The organism is Marinobacter panjinensis, assembly GCF_005298175.1.
Taxonomy (GTDB): Bacteria; Pseudomonadota; Gammaproteobacteria; order Pseudomonadales; family Oleiphilaceae; genus Marinobacter; species Marinobacter panjinensis.
Genome location: NZ_SZYH01000001.1, coordinates 3524235 through 3540378, shown reverse-complemented (window position 1 = coordinate 3540378; position 16144 = coordinate 3524235). Strand labels below are relative to the sequence as shown.

Here is a 16144-nt window from a genome sequence, read left to right as displayed (position 1 = left end):
GATTTTTTTATTTACAGGTTGGCAGCCCGCGCCTCAGCCTGATCCGCCCCAGCCACATTCCCCCTGGCACGACGAATGTCCGCCAGCAGCAACCATCCTGCGCGCTGAAGTGACGAATCACTGCCCGCCAGCGACAGACCTTTCAGGGTAAATTGTTCCGCCGAGCCCAGCTGGTCAAGGGCTACATAGGCCTCTGACAGCTTGAAGTAAACCTCCGCCGAACGCGGGGCAATGCGCTGCGCCCGTTCCAGTTGCGCCACCGCCGCCTGGGCATCACCCGCGGCCATAAGACTGTCGGCACGCTTGATCAGGCTTCTGGCGGCAGGCGAGAGCGCATCGCCTTCATCCTGATAGCTCGGCGAGCTGTACTCCGGCTCGCGCACCGGTTCCTCGGGCTGCTCACTCTTGCGCTCGATCCTCGGCTCGTCCCTGTCGCTGGTCTGCGGCGGTTCCGGAGCCTCATCACGGGAGGAGGAACCTCCCGCAGGGACATAAATGGAGCCACCACCCGGGCCCGAGGCACATCCCGCTACCGTAAGCGCCAGCGCCATTACACCCGCGTATCTCAATGTGTTCGCTTTCATTGGAAAAGTCCTTCAAACCAGCCCCGTATACGCCGTTCTATATTACCGCCGCAGGAAACCTCTACCTCGGGTTCGCTGCCGGTTATGAACGGCACAAGGCGTGCATTTTCACAGTGTTCGTCAGTCAGGGCGCCTTCCGCCGGATTCACCCAGTGGTACTCCACACCATCCGGCACTACCGGCGAGAATCCGTGCTGGGGTACCTGACTCATGAACCGGGACCAAACCGGCAACGCCCCGGTGGCACCGGTCAAAGATGTGGGCCCGTTGTCGTCACGGCCGACCCAGCTAACCGCCAGCAGATCCCCGCTGAAACCGGCAAACCAGGAATCGCGGCCATCATCGGTGGTTCCGGTCTTGCCTGCAAGCGAGAGTTCCCTGGGCACAGTGCGGTACGCGGAGCGCCCCGTGCCCTCTTGCATGGTTTCCTGCATCACGTACTGCACGAGGTGAACGGCTGCCGGGTCAGCCACCTGATCCACCTTCAGGCGATAGCGTGAAAGAGCTTCACCGTCCGCATCGGTTACCTGCCGGATGGTTCTCAGTGGCGTGTTGAATCCGGACGTCGCCAAACCCTGATAGATCTGGGCCACGGTGACCGGTGTCATGGCCACGGAGCCCAGCAACATGGAAGGGTACTCGGATATACCGCTGGTCACTCCGAAGCCCTGGAGCGTGGACTTCACCGCATCGATTCCCACGTCGAGCCCCACCCGGACGGCCGGGAAGTTGTACGAGCGTGACAAGGCTTCGTGCAGGGGCACCAGCCCTCGCTCTTCACCGTCATAGTTCTTTGGCTCCCAGCGTCGGCCGTCGTCGAACACCAGGGAAAAGCCCTTGTCTTCCACGGGGGTAATCAGAGTGTAGCGCTCCGGTTGCTGAAGTGCTGTCAAGTAGGTGAACGGCTTGATCAGCGAACCTATCGGGCGGTGGGCATCCAGCGCACGGTTGAAGCCGGCGTACTGCGGGTCGCGACCGCCCACGAGTGCCAGTACCTCGCCGCTGTCACGGGAGGTGACCACCAACGCGGCCTCCAGCTTGGTGTCGGAATTGGTGTCGGAACCTCCGTCCATGCGGGAAAGCATATCCCTGACGGAAAACTCGGCGGCGTACTGGATGGCCGGGTCCAGGGTGGTGAAAATGCGCAAGCCTTCACTTTGCAGGTCTTCCTGCTTGTAGTCCCTGGCAAGGTGGCGACGCACCAGGTCGATGTAGGCCGGGTAACGGTTTTCCGAATAGGAGGCCCGATCAGTCACTCCTAGCGGCTGCGCACGGGCTTTTGCGGCATCCTCCTCACTGATCAGCCCGGTTTCGGCCATCACATCGAGTACGAGATTACGACGGGAAAGGGCCTGCTCGGGACGGCGCCGGGGATTGTAGTAACTCGGTCCTTTGACCATGCCCACCAGCAGTGCGACCTGGTGGGGCTCGATTTCCCGGATGGATTCACCGAAGTAAAACTGGCTTGCCAGACCAAAACCGTGAATGGCACGGGTGCCTGCCTGCCCCAGATAAACCTCGTTGAGGTAGGTTTCCAGAATGTCGTCTTTCTCGTAATGCAGCTCCAGCAGAACCGACATCAATGCTTCGTTGCCCTTGCGCAGCAGTGTCTGGTCACGGGTCAGGAAGAAGTTTTTCACCAGTTGCTGGGTCAGTGTACTGCCCCCCTGCACAATCCGGCCTGCCCGGATGTTGGCCAACATCGCCCGGGCAATGGACAGCGGAGCAATGCCGTAGTGATCCCGGAAGTTACGGTCTTCCACCGCCAATAAGGTATCGGTGAAAAGTACCGGGACGTCTTCAAGCTGAACCAGTACCCGGTCCTCTTTGTGGGCCGGATAGATGCCCCCGATCTGGGCGGGCTCCAGGCGGACAATGGGTGAACTGTCACCCGACAGCACCCTGAAGTCCTGTACCCTGTCACCGTAGATCGTCAGTGACAGTCGCCGGCGCGGCTCCAGTCCGTCCGTGAACAGAAAGCCACGGGTACTGATCACAAAGTGCCCGCCACTGCGGCGATAAGTGCCCGCGTTGCTGCCATCACCGGCGCGGTAGCCCGACAGCTCAAGTTCCCGCTGAAGAGCTCCGGAGCTGACACTGGCACCATCGTAGAGTTCAAGCGGCCTGGCATAGACCCGGGACGGCACCTCAAAGCGGCGGCCCTCAAAACGGGAGGTCACTACGGCATCGAGATAGACCATCCAGCCAGCGAGTAATACCACGCCGATAAAAAAAACACGGAGAAACAGCCGCCAGAACCAGGGCTTGCGGGTGCTTTTGCCTTTGCGACTGTTCTTTTTCGGGGATTTTCTGGGAGAGGCAGATTTTTTCATGGCGGGATTATAACGAATCGGGGCATCGGTGAGGCAGGCCCTCCGTATGTTATTTCTGTAATCTGCCCGTTATGATAGGCGCATTAAAAATCAACGAGTTCAAGGAACCCAAGGAGAGAGCCGTGAGCGATGCAACATCCGACAACCTGATTCTGGCACTGCAGGATCCGGCGCTGTATGACCACCCGGTGAAAGAATTTCAGGTTCTCGAGACGCATATCTCCTGGGTAATCCTGACGGGCGACTTCGCCTACAAGATCAAGAAACCCATGGATTTCGGATTTCTGGATTTCTCGACCCTGGAGCGTCGCAAACGCTTCTGCGAAGAAGAGCTTCGGTTGAACCGCCGCCTTGCCGAGAACCTTTACCTCGACGTTCTGCCCATTACCGGCTCGGCAGAAGCACCTGAGCTGGGCGGCCAGGGCGAGGCGTTCGAGTACGCCATTCGCATGCGCCAGTTCGACCAGAACGACCTGTTCGACGTGCGGCAGGAAAACAGCAAACTCTCCGCTGACCTGCTCACCGGCCTGGCACGTCAGGTGGCGGACTTCCACGGCAAGCAGCCACCGGTCAGCCCAGGCAAGCCACTGGGTACGCCGGACGCGGTCTATGCCGGCATGCAGGAAAACTTTGACCAGATCCGTCCGATGATTGACGACGAAGCGCTGCTACGGCAACTGGACAATCTGGAGCAATGGACCCGTACTACCTTCGAACGCCAGTCTGCCCTGATTGCCAAGCGCTACGATGGTGGTTTTGTCCGCGAATGCCACGGCGACCTGCACCTGGCGAATATCACCGTGTATGAGGGTGAAGTCACGGTATTCGACTGCATCGAGTTCAGCGAGCCTTTTCGCTGGATCGACGTCATCAACGATCTGGCCTTCCTGTTGATGGACCTGGAATCCCGCCGCGAGCCGGAGCTGGCCAACCTGGTATTGAACACCTACCTGGAATATAGGGGCGATTTCGATGCCTTGCCCCTGTTACCACTTTACAAGGCCTATCGCGCCATGGTGCGGGCCAAGATTGCACTGTTTACCATGGGCAATCCGTCGCTGACCGAGGCTGACAAAGAAGGCCTGATGCAGAAGTACCGCGATTACGCCCAACTGGCGGAAGATTACAGCACCATTCCCAACCCTTACCTGTTGGCCACCACGGGGCTGTCCGCCAGCGGCAAATCCCTGGTCAGCAGCTCCATGGCTGCCGAACTGGGTTTGATCCGGTTGCGCTCCGATGTCGAGCGTAAGCGGCTTTTCGGGCTGGGGCCGCTGGATCAGAGCAAGTCGCCCACGGGGGAAAACCTGTATACCGAAGAGGCCAACCATCGTACCTACCAGCGCCTGGCGGATCTTGCTGGCAAACTGCTGACAAGTGGCATGCCGGTCATCGTGGACGCGGCCTGTCTGAAACAGGCCGAACGGGAAATGCTGGCTGACGTCGCCGAAAGCCGGGGCATGCCATTCGCGCTGATTCACTGTGAGGCGCCACTGGAAAGCCGCCGGGAATGGATCCGCAACCGCGCCGGCGACGCGTCCGAGGCCACCGAGGAACTTCTTGAGGTGCAGGAAACCTGGTTTGAGCCACTGACCACCGAAGAAAAGACTCACACCATCCACCTGCACACTGACCAGGAACACGTGGCCGAAGCCGTTGCAGACCGAATCCGCCAGCATTTCGGCCTGCCCGGCGCATGAACACGAACCACCGGCAGACAGTCTGTCAACGCGGTGACCTTGCCGGAGGTCAGTTCGTAGAATTTTCCCTGAGTGATGGCACCGGCGGGCGGGATGAACAAACCGGCTTTGTCTTCGAACGGGAAGGCCGGCTCTACGCCTACCTGAACCGCTGCCCTCACCTGGGGATCGAGCTGAACTGGATGCCCGGCCGGTTCATGGACCCGGACAATTGCTTTATCCAGTGCGCCAATCACGCAGCACTGTTCATTCCCGAGAATGGCCAGTGCATTGCCGGTCCCTGCCAGGGCGATACCCTGACCTCACTGGAGGTAACGGAAGACAACGGCGCAGTTCTGGTCAGGCTTCCAGTATGACCGGCACTGATTCGACCAGCGATACGTCCCCGTCCGGCCCCTCCGGACCCGACAACGCCGCCCTGTAAGCCAACAGTTCAACGCCGGCGACATCTGCTTCACGCAACAGCTCACCGTAGGCCCGGTCGATATGATCCGCAGGCCGTACGCTGCTTATACCGGTATGGTTGACCACAAAAAACAGCACCGCCCTTTCTCCGGCGCGGGCCTGAGTCATCAGTTCCCGTAAATGTTTCTGACCCCGCGTCGTTACCGCATCCGGAAAATAACCCCGGCCTTCCTCGCACAGGGTCACGTTCTTCACCTCTACCCAGGCGTCGGCAAGGCTTGGGTGGCCGGACAGGTGTAGATCAATCCGGCTTTTCTCGGCACCGTAACGTACTTCTGCCTTGCAATGCCCGTAGCCCGACAATTCCGGCACCGTGCCCTGCTCGATCGCTTCCCGGGCCTGGTTATTGGGCCGTGCGGTATTGATACAGGCCACCTGATCCGGTGCGGTTTCAACCAGCTCCCAGGTGTACTTCAGCTTGCGCTTCGGGTTGTCACTGGTGCTCAGCCAGACCCGCGCATCCGCCGGCTGACAACCCAGCATGGAGCCGGTGTTGGGGCAGTGAGCGATTACTTCATTGCCATCCGGCAACAATACGTCGGCAAGGAAACGTTTATAGCGGCGAATTAGCCTGCCTTCGACCAGCGGAGCGGGTAACTTCATTGATGACTCCATGCTAAAGTTGTTGTTACAAGGCTGGCGCCCCTGAGACTAATCTGCTATTTTCCGCAAATTCCCGTTTCAGGGCGAGTGCTTTTCAGGATTATAAGAGGCCGTATTCAATGGCAAATACTGCAGCACAACCACGCGAACGTATTACCAACTTCACCCCCTATGAAACTAAAAAGGGTGAAGAGTACATGAGTGCTGACATGCTCGAGCACTTCAAGCAACTGCTTCTGCAATGGAAGCAGGAGCTGATGGAAGAAGTGGATCGCACAATGCACCATATGCAGGAAGACGCCGCAAATTACGCGGATCCCAGCGACCGCGCAACCCAGGAAGAGGAATTCAGCCTGGAGCTGCGCACCCGTGATCGCGAACGCAAACTGATCAAGAAGATTGACCAGACCATCGATCGCATCGACAAGGACGACTACGGCTTCTGCGACCAGTGTGGGGTTGAAATCGGTATCCGTCGCCTTGAGGCACGTCCCACGGCGACACTGTGCATCGACTGCAAGACCCTGGCCGAAATCCGCGAGCGCCAGACTGGCATTTAATGCCCGTGTCCTGAGTACGCTGGCCCCCGAACCGGGGCCAGTCATCACCTATCATGACTGAATCCCGTTACCGGGGCCGCTTTGCGCCCTCTCCTACCGGCCCACTTCATTTTGGCTCGCTGGTTACCGCCGTGGCCAGTTTCCTGGAAGCCCGCAGTCGTGGTGGCACCTGGCTGGTCAGGATTGAGGACCTCGACCCCCTGCGGGAATCCCCGGAAGCCACACAGCAGATCCTGGCGAGCCTGGAGGCCCACGGCCTGCATTCCGATGAGCCAGTACGTTTTCAGTCTGAACGCCATCCTCACTACCAAAAACTGGTCGACCAGCTGCTGGCACAGAGGCTGGCCTACCGCTGCGCCTGCTCCCGCAAGCAACTCAGGGAGCATGGCGGCCGGCACCCGGAGCGCTGCCGTGAAGGCCATGCCGACCCTGGCGAACGTCCCTTTGCTGTGCGCTTTGCGCTTCACGACGAACACAGCGAGTGGCACGATCAATTGCTTGGCCCACAGACTCAACAGGTACAAGCCGAACTGGATGACCCGGTTATCCTCCGCAAGGAAGGATTTTATGCCTACCAACTGGCCGTGGTTGCCGACGATATTGACCAGGGCATCACCCATGTGGTCAGAGGGTCCGATTTGCTGGATATGACGGCTCAGCAACAGCAGATTTACCATGCCCTGGGCGCTCGCCCACCCCACTGGATGCACATTCCGGTCATCCTCAATGCCGAGGGGCAGAAGCTCAGCAAACAGAACCACGCACCGGCACTGAATGACAGGATAGCGAAACAAAACCTTGAACAGGCCCTTGCTGCCCTGGGCCAGGACCTCAGTTCGTTGTCGGGAGCAGCAGACATCGATACCCTGCTCGACCGGGCTGCAGCCAACTGGGCTCCGGAGCGGATTCACCTGACAGTCCGGTGAACGACATGTTATAAAGCTTCTCACAAACGACAGTGCGGATATCATGCCTGATGTATATCTACCGTCTGGTCTTCCTTCTGGTTCTGGCCATCTACATATTCTCGCCCAACATTCTTGACTGGTGGGCATCACCAGAGAATGCCTGGTACAGCCCATATGTCATCTGGGCTGGCCTGATTGCCATTGGCTTCTGGCTGGAATGGCGCCGGGATCCAAATGAGTTTTAGCGCTCCGGGCCTGTTACTGGCCAGCCTTCTGTATCTGATACTGCTGTTCGGCATCGCATGGATTACCGAAAAGGGCGTGCTGCCCCGCAGCTGGGTCCGGCACCCCCTGGTCTACACACTGAGCCTCGGGGTCTATGCCGGCATCTGGGCGGTCTACGCCGCAGTGGGCATGGCCGCGGAATCCGGCTTCGGTTTCCTGGCCTATTACCTGGGCATCAGCGGCGCCTTCCTGCTGGCACCGGTGCTGCTCAACCCGGTCATGAGGATTGGCCGCGCCTATCAGCTTACGTCCCTTGCCGACCTGTTTGCCTACCGCTATCGCAGCCAGTGGGCCGGCACCCTGGTCACCATCTGTTCCGGCGCTGCCATACTCTCCCTGCTGAGCATGCAGATTCAGGCGGTATCCACCTCCGCCAGCCTGTTGGCACCAGACACCTCACCCCGGCTGATCAGCATTCTGTTCAGCATTACCGTGGTGTTGTTCGCCATGCTGTTCGGCACACGGCGCAGCCAGGGTTCGGAAAACCACCAGGGCCTGGTGCTAGCGATCGCTTTCGACTCCCTGGTCAAACTGTTTTCCCTGCTGACCCTGGGCGGCGTAATCCTGTTTGGTGTATTTGGCGGCATGGGCGGGCTGGAGACCTGGCTGGCAGACCAGAGTACACCGGTCAGCTCGATGACCATGAGCATTGATGACGGCAGCTGGCGGGCATTGATGCTGATGTCCTTTGCCGGCGCCCTGGTACTTCCTCACATGTACCATATGACCTTCAGCGAGAACCCGTCGCCCAAGGCACTGGCCAAGGCAAGCTGGGGCCTCCCGCTTTACTTGTTGTTGCTGGGCCTGCCGGTGCCACTGATTCTCTGGGGCGGCCAGGCTCTGGCTGCCACCACCGGCCCTGACTTCTACGCCATTGGCATCGCCCAGGCGCTCGGTAGCCCGGCACTGACACTGCTGATGTACATTGCAGGGCTGTCTGCCGCCAGTGGGCTGATGATTGTCAGCACCCTGGCACTGGCGGGCATGGTGCTGAACCATGCCGTACTGCCTCTTCGCACGCCGAAAGACCAGGGCGATATCTACCACTGGCTGAGATGGGTAAAACGCCTGCTGATTGCCGCCATCATCTTTGCGGCATTGCTGTTTCACGAAACCCTGGGCAAGAACCTGGACCTGTCCATTCTGGGCGCTATTTCATTATCGGGCATGCTACAGCTGTTACCGGGGGCGCTTGGCGTCATCTACTGGCCGGAAGGCAACCGCCGCGGGCTGATCGCCGGCCTGGTGTGCGGCCTGTTTATCTGGGTTGTCACCCTGGTGCTGCCGTTTTCCCACACGGCCAACCTGCTGGAATTTCTTGGCGCACCACTGGTTCCGGATTACAGCAACTGGCATATATTCACGTTTGTCAGCCTGACGGTAAACGTTGTCGTGTTTACTCTGATCTCGGTGTTGAGCACCAGCACCGCTGAGGAAGCCGGTGCTGCAGAAGCCTGCTCACTCGGGGCACTTTCCCGCCCCCAACGCCGGGAGCTGCTGGCCACATCCTCGGACGATTTCGTGCGGCAACTGGCGGTTCCCCTGGGACTAGGCGTTGCCGGGCGAGAAGTGGAACGGGCACTGACCCAGCTCAAGCTGCCCAATGTCGAGTATCGCCCCTACCAGCTCAGGCGCCTTCGCGACCGGGTAGAGGTGAACCTTTCGGGCCTGCTGGGCCCTGCTGTTGCAAGGGATCTGGTCAAGCGGCACCTTGGTTACAAACCCATGGCGAGTGGCGGCACGGCCCAGGATATCCGTTACGTGGAGCGGGCACTCGGCGACTACCAGAACCGCCTGACGGGGCTGGCGGGCGAACTGGACAACCTGCGCAGGCATTACCGGCAAACCCTTCAAAACCTGCCTATCCCTGCCTGTTCCGTGGGTGAAGACGGTGAAATCCTGATGTGGAACAACGCCATGGAATCCCTCACCGGCATTACCGCTGACGACGTCGTGGGTGCGCGCCTGATGGCATTGCCGGAGCACTGGCACCTGCTGCTGGACGACTTCAACAGTGGCGAGGACCTGCATCGATACAAACACAGGCTGGACCTGAAAGGCCGGCCCCACTGGCTGAACCTTCACAAGGCCGCATTGAGTGGCCCTGACCACACTGAGGGCGGCAGCATCATCCTGGTGGAAGACCAGACCGAAACCCGCCTGCTGGAAGACGAGTTAATGCACAGCGAACGGCTGGCGTCCGTGGGCCGGTTGGCGGCAGGTGTCGCCCACGAGATCGGCAACCCGGTCACTGGCATCTCGTCACTGGCCCAGAACCTGAAGCTGGAAACGGATGACCCCGACATCCTTTCCACCGCCGACCAGATTCAGCAACAGACCCGGCGCATTTCCACCATTCTCCAGTCGCTGATGAATTTTGCCCGCACCGGCAACCATGCCCATGCCAACCGCTATGAGCCGGTGGCCATTCGCCGCTGTGTGGACGAATCCATCAACCTGCTCTCACTCAGCGACAAGAGCATGGGAGTTCACTATGTGAACGACTGCCCCGAAAACCTGTTGATTCTTGGCGACGAGCAGAGACTTGTTCAGGTCTTTATCAACCTGCTGGCCAATGCCCGTGACGCCTCACCGGTCGGTGGAACGGTCCGCATAAGTGGAAACCTCGACGGCTACTCCGCTATTATCGAAGTCACCGATGAAGGGTCTGGCATTCCGACAGAACAGCTGGACCATATCTTCGAGCCTTTTTACACCACCAAGGCACCCAACAAGGGCACCGGCCTTGGGTTATCACTGGTGTACAGCATCATTGAAGAACACTACGGCAACATCCAGGTGGACAGTCCGGTAAATACTGACCTGGGCAGGGGAACCCGTGTGCGCATGAGGTTACCCGCCTACGAACCGGACGCCGGAAACACCATCAGCCAGAACCAGGGGTCGTAAAACAGTTATGTCTCGTATTCTTATCGTAGAAGATGAAGAGATTATCCGTTCGGCGGTTCGCAAGCTGCTCACACACGCAGGCTACGAGGTCGCAGACGCGGGATCGGTAGAAGAAGCGGAAGACAACCACGACCCCGCCCAGTTTGATCTGATCATTTCCGACCTGCGCCTGCCCGGCGCCCCGGGGACCGAACTTATCAGGCGCGCGCCGGACACTCCGGTACTGATCATGACCAGCTATGCCAGCCTGCGCTCCGCCGTGGACTCCATGAAAATGGGGGCCGTGGAATACATCGCCAAACCGTTCGACCACGACGAGATGCTGGAAGCGGTGGAAAGCATTCTTGCCAGGCAGCCACAAGCCGCCAGCACTGTTGATGAAAAACCCGGCCGCGGCACCGCCAGTGATCCTGACAGCGACCCGGCAAGCATCATGTTCGGCCATTGCGATGCCATGCAGAGGGTTTTCACCCTGATCCGCAAGGTGGCACCCACTGAAACCACCGTGCTGATTCAGGGCGAGTCAGGCACTGGCAAAGAACTCGCGGCCAGGGCACTGCACCTGATGAGCCCCCGCGCATCCAACCCACTGATTTCCGTGAATTGCGCCGCTATCCCGGAAAGCCTTATCGAGTCAGAGTTGTTCGGCCATGAAAAAGGGTCGTTCACCGGTGCTGTTTCTGCCCGCACCGGTCTGATCGAAGCCGCAGACGGCGGCAGCCTGTTCCTCGATGAAATCGGCGAGTTGCCCGCTGAAGCCCAGGCCCGTCTGCTGCGGGTGCTTCAGGAAGGCGAGATACGCAAGGTAGGTTCCACCCAGAGCCGCCAGGTAGATGTACGCATGATTGCCGCCACCCACCGTAATCTCAAGGCCATGACCCGCACCGGAGAATTCCGGGAGGACCTGTTTTATCGGCTGAACGTCATGCAGGTTCGCATTCCGCCCCTGCGGGAACGCCAGGCAGACATCCTCGGCCTTGCCCAGCGCTTCCTGAAACGTCAGGGCGAGAAAATGGGAAAACCCGACCTGAACCTGACGCCAGAGGCCATGCGGGCACTGGAAAGGCATCGCTGGCCCGGAAATGTCAGGGAGCTGGAGAATGCCATCGAGCGTGCCACCATCCTCTGCGACAACGACCTGATCACCCCTTCGCTGCTGGACCTGGATGGCGAAGGTGGTGATGTAAACATCCCGGAATCCCTGGTGGACGGTAACAATGAACAAACCCTCTCGCGGGAGGCCGAATCAACCAGTGACCTGTCGCTTGAGGACTATTTCCAGCACTTTGTGCTGGAAAATCAGGACCGCATGAGTGAAACCGAACTGGCACAAAAGCTCGGCATCAGCCGAAAGTCCTTGTGGGAACGGCGGCAGCGCCTTGGCATTCCCCGCAAAAAGAGCTCAGGCAATTGACCGGAGAGCGTCGAAACTGTCATGTGTTACCGGAAAAGTGTGAACTGGCGCTCAATTGTTACCCCGTGTTCCTCACGGTAACACCCGCGATCTAAAAAACGAGCGTTCAGTAACACTTCGGACTTATACGTACCCCTCTTGAAAGATTGCAAAATACTAACTCGCTGTTAATAAACAGTTTTCAAAAACTGGCACACGGACTGCACTCTATAGGGCGCACAACAACAAAAACAACAGTGACAACGCAGCGCCAACAACAAGAACAAAAAGCTGTAGAAGACGTTCGGTAACAAAAACAAAAACAGAACGTGAGCGAACTGAGTGTTTTGGGTACTTTGCTTTTTAGTGGTCCCACGGCACGTGCGGGTTGTAGATGTGGAGAAGAATCGTCTCTGAGACGGCACTGCATTTACCTTATAACCTGCCCGGTGTCTCTGACTGCTCTGTGTATTCAAAGCTTTCCGTTTGTACTACTGATGTCCCTGAACTTGGGGATTGACAGTGGGGTAGAAAAACGAAGAAAAATCCCGGTAAAAACAAAAACAATGCAGATCGTCAACGCTTTCAGGGCGGGTTCGTGAAAACGGGCCCGCCTTTTGATTATCTGGCCCAGTGGTTTTCCAACCCGGCCAGATCTGCCCCCGATCAACCAGTTTTTGCCGGCTTATGGCGCCAGACATGTGCAAATCCCGCCCAAACCGTTAAACTCTCGCTTTTGCTCACCGCAATAACGGAATTCAATGCTTAAACGACTATTGTCATACGTATCAGGAAACGGGAAGAAAAAGCCCCGCACCTACCAGCGCCAGGAAATTCCCCGGGATCAGCACAACGTGTCCCGCTCGGCCATCAGCGAGCCGGCCAAGAAGGTGCTCAGCCGCCTGAACAACGCCGGCTATGAAGCCTACCTGGTGGGCGGCGGCGTTCGTGACATACTTCTCGGCGGCAAGCCCAAGGACTTCGACATCGCCACCAATGCCACCCCGGAAGAGGTGCACGAGCTGTTCCGCAATTCCAGGTTGATTGGCCGGCGCTTCCGCATCGTCCACGTACTGTTCGGGCGGGAAGTCATTGAAGTCACCACCTTCCGCGGTAACGCCGCGGACGCGGAAGAAGACAGTGACGAAGACGATGACCGCAGAACCAGTGAACACGGCCTGCTGTTGCGGGATAACGTCTACGGCAACCAGGAAGAAGATGCCCTGCGCCGGGACTTCACCGTCAACGCGCTTTATTACTGCATCCGGGACTTCACCGTGGTGGACTTCGCCAACGGCCTTGAAGACCTGAAAAACCGCCAGATGCGACTGATCGGCGACCCGGAAACCCGCTACCGGGAAGACCCGGTTCGCATGCTTCGCGCCGTACGCTTCGCCGCCAAGCTGGGTTTCGATATCGAACCGGAAACCGAGGCCCCGATCCGGGAGCTGGCGCCGTTGCTGACGCACATCCCGCCGGCGCGGTTGTTTGAAGAAGTACTCAAACTGTTCTCCGCGGGCTACGGTGAGGCCACCTACGACCTGCTCAGCGAGTACAATCTGCTGGCCCCGCTATTCCCGGAAACCGTTCAGGCCATCAACAACGGCCAGCCGGACGAACTGATCCGCAAGGCGCTTCGCAATACCGATGCCCGCATTGCCCAGGGCAAGTCCGTTACCCCCTACTTCCTGTTTGCCGCCATGCTCTGGCCCGCCCTGCAGGCAGAGTGGCACAAACGCCAGGATAACGGCGAGCCGGTACAGCCGGCCCTGCACCAGTCCATTGCCAAGGTTATTGGTCGCCAGGTTCAGGCGACCTCCATCCCTAAACGTTTCTCAGGCCCCATGAAGGAAATCTGGGAACTGCAGATGCGCCTGCCCCGGCGCCAGGGAAAGCGGGCCTTTGTGACCATGTCTCACCCGCGCTTCCGGGCGGCCTATGACTTCCTGCTGGTGCGGGAAGAATCCGGTGAAATCGAGCCCGGACTGGGCGAGTGGTGGACCGAGTTCCAGGAATTGGACGAGCGCGGCCAGGAACGCATGCTGACCCAACTGGGCAGCGACGGCCCCAAGAAGCGTCGCCGCAAGAAGCCTGCAAAGAAGGCCTGACCATGGCAGCCACAGACGCCTTTATCGGGCTTGGCAGCAATATGGCGGATCCTTCCGCACAACTGGCCGGCGCTGTCGCCCGGCTCGCAGCGCTGCCAGACACCGAGCTGGTGGCGCAGTCGGCTTTCTATAGCAGCCGGCCGGTTGGCCCCCAGGACCAACCCGATTTCGTGAACGGTGCAGCCTGGCTGCGCACGGAGCTCACACCGCTGGAACTGCTGGACCAGCTTCAGGCCATCGAGCGGGCCCATGGCCGCAAACGGATCCGGCACTGGGGCCCGCGAACGCTGGACCTGGATCTGCTCCTGTATGGCAACGAGGCCATCAACAGCGAACGCCTGACAGTGCCCCACGCCGAGCTGGCGAACCGGGACTTTGTACTCCAGCCTTTGCTGGACCTGGACCCCGAGCGGGTCCTGCCGGACGGCCGCAGCGTCGCGGACCTGAGACAACAATGCCCGGACAACAACCTGCAGAAACTCCATCCGGTGGCGCGGGCACCCTTCCCGTCCGGCTGATACCAATGGCTCGGTGTGCGGCTATTGCCTCAGACACACCCCCGGATTACCCTTAAGACCTGATTGCCGGCATACCCCGGCCCGGTTTTAGCCCATCCACCCACAAGGCAAGGATTCTATGGCTGTTACCATCAATACCCTGCGGGACTACAAGCAGAAGGGCGAAGCCTTCTCCGTTCTGACATCCTACGACGCCACCTTTGCACAGATCGTCAGTGAAGCGGGCGTTGACGTTATCCTGATCGGCGATTCCCTCGGCATGGTGCTGCAGGGGCACGACAGCACGCTGCCGGTCACCATGGATCAGATGGTGTATCACGTAACATCCGTCGCCAAGGGCAACCGTGGCTCACTGATCATGGCAGACATGCCCTTCATGACCTATGGCACTGTCGAGGCTGCACTGGAGAACGCCGCGGACCTGATGCGCGCGGGTGCGCACATGGTCAAACTGGAAGGCACCGACTGGATGAAAGACACCATCCACGCCCTCAGCGAACGGGGAGTTCCGGTCTGTGCGCACCTGGGTCTGACCCCGCAATTCGTCAACAAGTTTGGCGGCTACAAGGTCCAGGGCCGGGATGAAAAGCACGCCGAACTGATGATCGAACACGCCTGCGAACTGGTTGCAGCCGGTGCGGATGTGATTCTGCTGGAATGTGTTCCTGCGCCACTGGCTGCCCGCATTACCCAGGCCGTGCAGGCACCGGTGATCGGTATCGGTGCTGGCTCAGACACTGACGGCCAGGTACTGGTTGTCCACGACATGCTGGGCATGACAACTGGCCGCAAGCCACGCTTTGTGAAGGACTTTCTGGCAGAGTCCGGATCCGTAAAAGGCGCCATCGAAGCTTACGTGGCCGCTGTTCGCGACCGCTCATTCCCCGCCGAGGAGCATACGTTCAAGGCATGAGAACCGTACATACTCTAAAAGAACTCCGAGCCATGCTTCGCGGTTATCGCCAGCAGGGCAAACGCATCGGGCTGGTGCCCACCATGGGCAACCTGCATGAAGGCCATATCTCGCTGGTCAGAAAAGCACGGGAAGCCGCCGATATCGTGGTCACCACCATCTTCGTGAATCCCATGCAGTTTGGCGTCAGCGAAGATCTGGACACCTACCCACGCACATTGATCGAGGACCAGGAACGGCTGGATGCCGCTGGCAGCACCCTGGTGTTCACCCCTTCCATTGAGGAAATCTACCCGGAGGGGCTGGCAAGGCACACTCGCGTTATCGTGCCGGAAGTCAGCGAAGGCCATTGCGGCGCCAGCAGGCCCGGTCACTTTGAGGGCGTGGCAACGGTGGTCACCATGCTGTTCAACATGGTGCAGCCGGACATCGCCGTTTTTGGGGAAAAGGATTACCAGCAGCTGGCCGTTATCCGCAAACTTACCCGGGACCTGATGATACCGGTAGAAGTCATTGGCAGCCCGACCATCCGCGATGACGACGGCCTGGCAAAGAGTTCCCGCAACGGCTTCCTGACGGAGGATGAACGTGCGATTGCACCAATCGTGTATCGAACCCTGAAAAACACGGCGGAACAGATCCAGAACGGGCGCAGCGATTTTGTGGCACTGGAGCAGGAAGCCAGCGACGCGCTCAGCGAGGCCGGCCTGCGCCCGGATTACTTCAATATCGCCAACAGCCTGACCCTCAAACCGGCCAGCGCAGACGATACCGAACTGACACTACTGGTAGCAGCGTTCCTTGGCACCACGCGGCTTATCGACAACCTGTCTATCACCCGTTAACCACACAGACTGACGAAAG

At 59.2% G+C, this 16144-nt stretch carries 14 protein-coding genes; 11 read left to right on the top strand and 3 right to left on the bottom strand.

Annotation, left to right across the window (positions count from 1 at the left end):
* Positions 1-11: 11 nt before the first annotated feature.
* Both FDP08_RS16200 and mrcB read right to left on the bottom strand, forming a co-directional pair.
* Positions 12-584, bottom strand: a complete 573-nt coding sequence (locus FDP08_RS16200; RefSeq protein ID WP_137437150.1) for a tetratricopeptide repeat protein — start codon at positions 582-584, stop codon at positions 12-14.
* Complete coding sequence (mrcB, locus tag FDP08_RS16195; RefSeq protein WP_137437149.1) at positions 581-2917, bottom strand: penicillin-binding protein 1B; 2337 nt, start codon at positions 2915-2917, stop codon at positions 581-583. Before mrcB ends, FDP08_RS16200 begins: the two co-directional genes overlap by 4 nt.
* A 71-nt stretch (positions 2918-2988) precedes the next feature.
* On the opposite strand from mrcB, the gene FDP08_RS16190 reads away from it, so the two are divergent.
* Both FDP08_RS16190 and FDP08_RS16185 read left to right on the top strand, forming a co-directional pair.
* On the top strand, positions 2989-4617 hold the full coding sequence (locus FDP08_RS16190; RefSeq protein WP_170979048.1) for a bifunctional aminoglycoside phosphotransferase/ATP-binding protein: 1629 nt from the start codon (positions 2989-2991) through the stop codon (positions 4615-4617).
* A complete protein-coding gene (locus tag FDP08_RS16185) occupies positions 4614-4973 on the top strand; it encodes a Rieske (2Fe-2S) protein (RefSeq protein WP_137437147.1) in 360 nt (119 codons plus the stop codon). Before FDP08_RS16190 ends, FDP08_RS16185 begins: the two co-directional genes overlap by 4 nt.
* Here FDP08_RS16185 and sfsA read toward each other — a convergent pair.
* A complete protein-coding gene (gene sfsA / locus FDP08_RS16180; protein WP_137437146.1) occupies positions 4957-5685 on the bottom strand; it encodes a DNA/RNA nuclease SfsA in 729 nt (242 codons plus the stop codon). The genes FDP08_RS16185 and sfsA overlap by 17 nt on opposite strands.
* 119 nt (positions 5686-5804) lie before the next feature.
* On the opposite strand from sfsA, the gene dksA reads away from it, so the two are divergent.
* From dksA to panC, 9 genes are all read left to right on the top strand, one after another.
* On the top strand, positions 5805-6245 hold the full coding sequence (dksA, locus tag FDP08_RS16175; RefSeq protein ID WP_137437145.1) for an RNA polymerase-binding protein DksA: 441 nt from the start codon (positions 5805-5807) through the stop codon (positions 6243-6245).
* Between the two features lie 53 nt (positions 6246-6298).
* Positions 6299-7171, top strand: a complete 873-nt coding sequence (gene gluQRS, locus FDP08_RS16170) for a tRNA glutamyl-Q(34) synthetase GluQRS (RefSeq protein ID WP_137437144.1) — start codon at positions 6299-6301, stop codon at positions 7169-7171.
* A gap of 50 nt (positions 7172-7221) precedes the next feature.
* A complete protein-coding gene (locus FDP08_RS20345; RefSeq protein ID WP_170979047.1) occupies positions 7222-7398 on the top strand; it encodes a hypothetical protein in 177 nt (58 codons plus the stop codon).
* Entirely contained in the window at positions 7388-10348 is a 2961-nt protein-coding gene (locus FDP08_RS16165; RefSeq protein ID WP_137437143.1) for an ATP-binding protein, read from the top strand. Before FDP08_RS20345 ends, FDP08_RS16165 begins: the two co-directional genes overlap by 11 nt.
* A gap of 7 nt (positions 10349-10355) precedes the next feature.
* Positions 10356-11762, top strand: a complete 1407-nt coding sequence (locus FDP08_RS16160; RefSeq protein ID WP_137437142.1) for a sigma-54-dependent transcriptional regulator — start codon at positions 10356-10358, stop codon at positions 11760-11762.
* 740 nt (positions 11763-12502) lie between these two features.
* Positions 12503-13849 (top strand): polynucleotide adenylyltransferase PcnB, encoded by a 1347-nt coding sequence (gene pcnB, locus FDP08_RS16155; protein WP_137437141.1) that lies wholly within the window; start codon positions 12503-12505, stop codon positions 13847-13849.
* A 2-nt stretch (positions 13850-13851) separates the two neighbouring features.
* Positions 13852-14367 (top strand): 2-amino-4-hydroxy-6-hydroxymethyldihydropteridine diphosphokinase, encoded by a 516-nt coding sequence (gene folK, locus FDP08_RS16150; RefSeq protein ID WP_137437140.1) that lies wholly within the window; start codon positions 13852-13854, stop codon positions 14365-14367.
* A gap of 118 nt (positions 14368-14485) precedes the next feature.
* Positions 14486-15280 (top strand): 3-methyl-2-oxobutanoate hydroxymethyltransferase, encoded by a 795-nt coding sequence (gene panB, locus FDP08_RS16145; protein WP_137437139.1) that lies wholly within the window; start codon positions 14486-14488, stop codon positions 15278-15280.
* Positions 15277-16125, top strand: a complete 849-nt coding sequence (gene panC / locus FDP08_RS16140) for a pantoate--beta-alanine ligase (protein WP_137437138.1) — start codon at positions 15277-15279, stop codon at positions 16123-16125. The genes panB and panC overlap by 4 nt, the downstream gene beginning before the upstream one ends.
* Positions 16126-16144 lie beyond the last annotated feature (19 nt).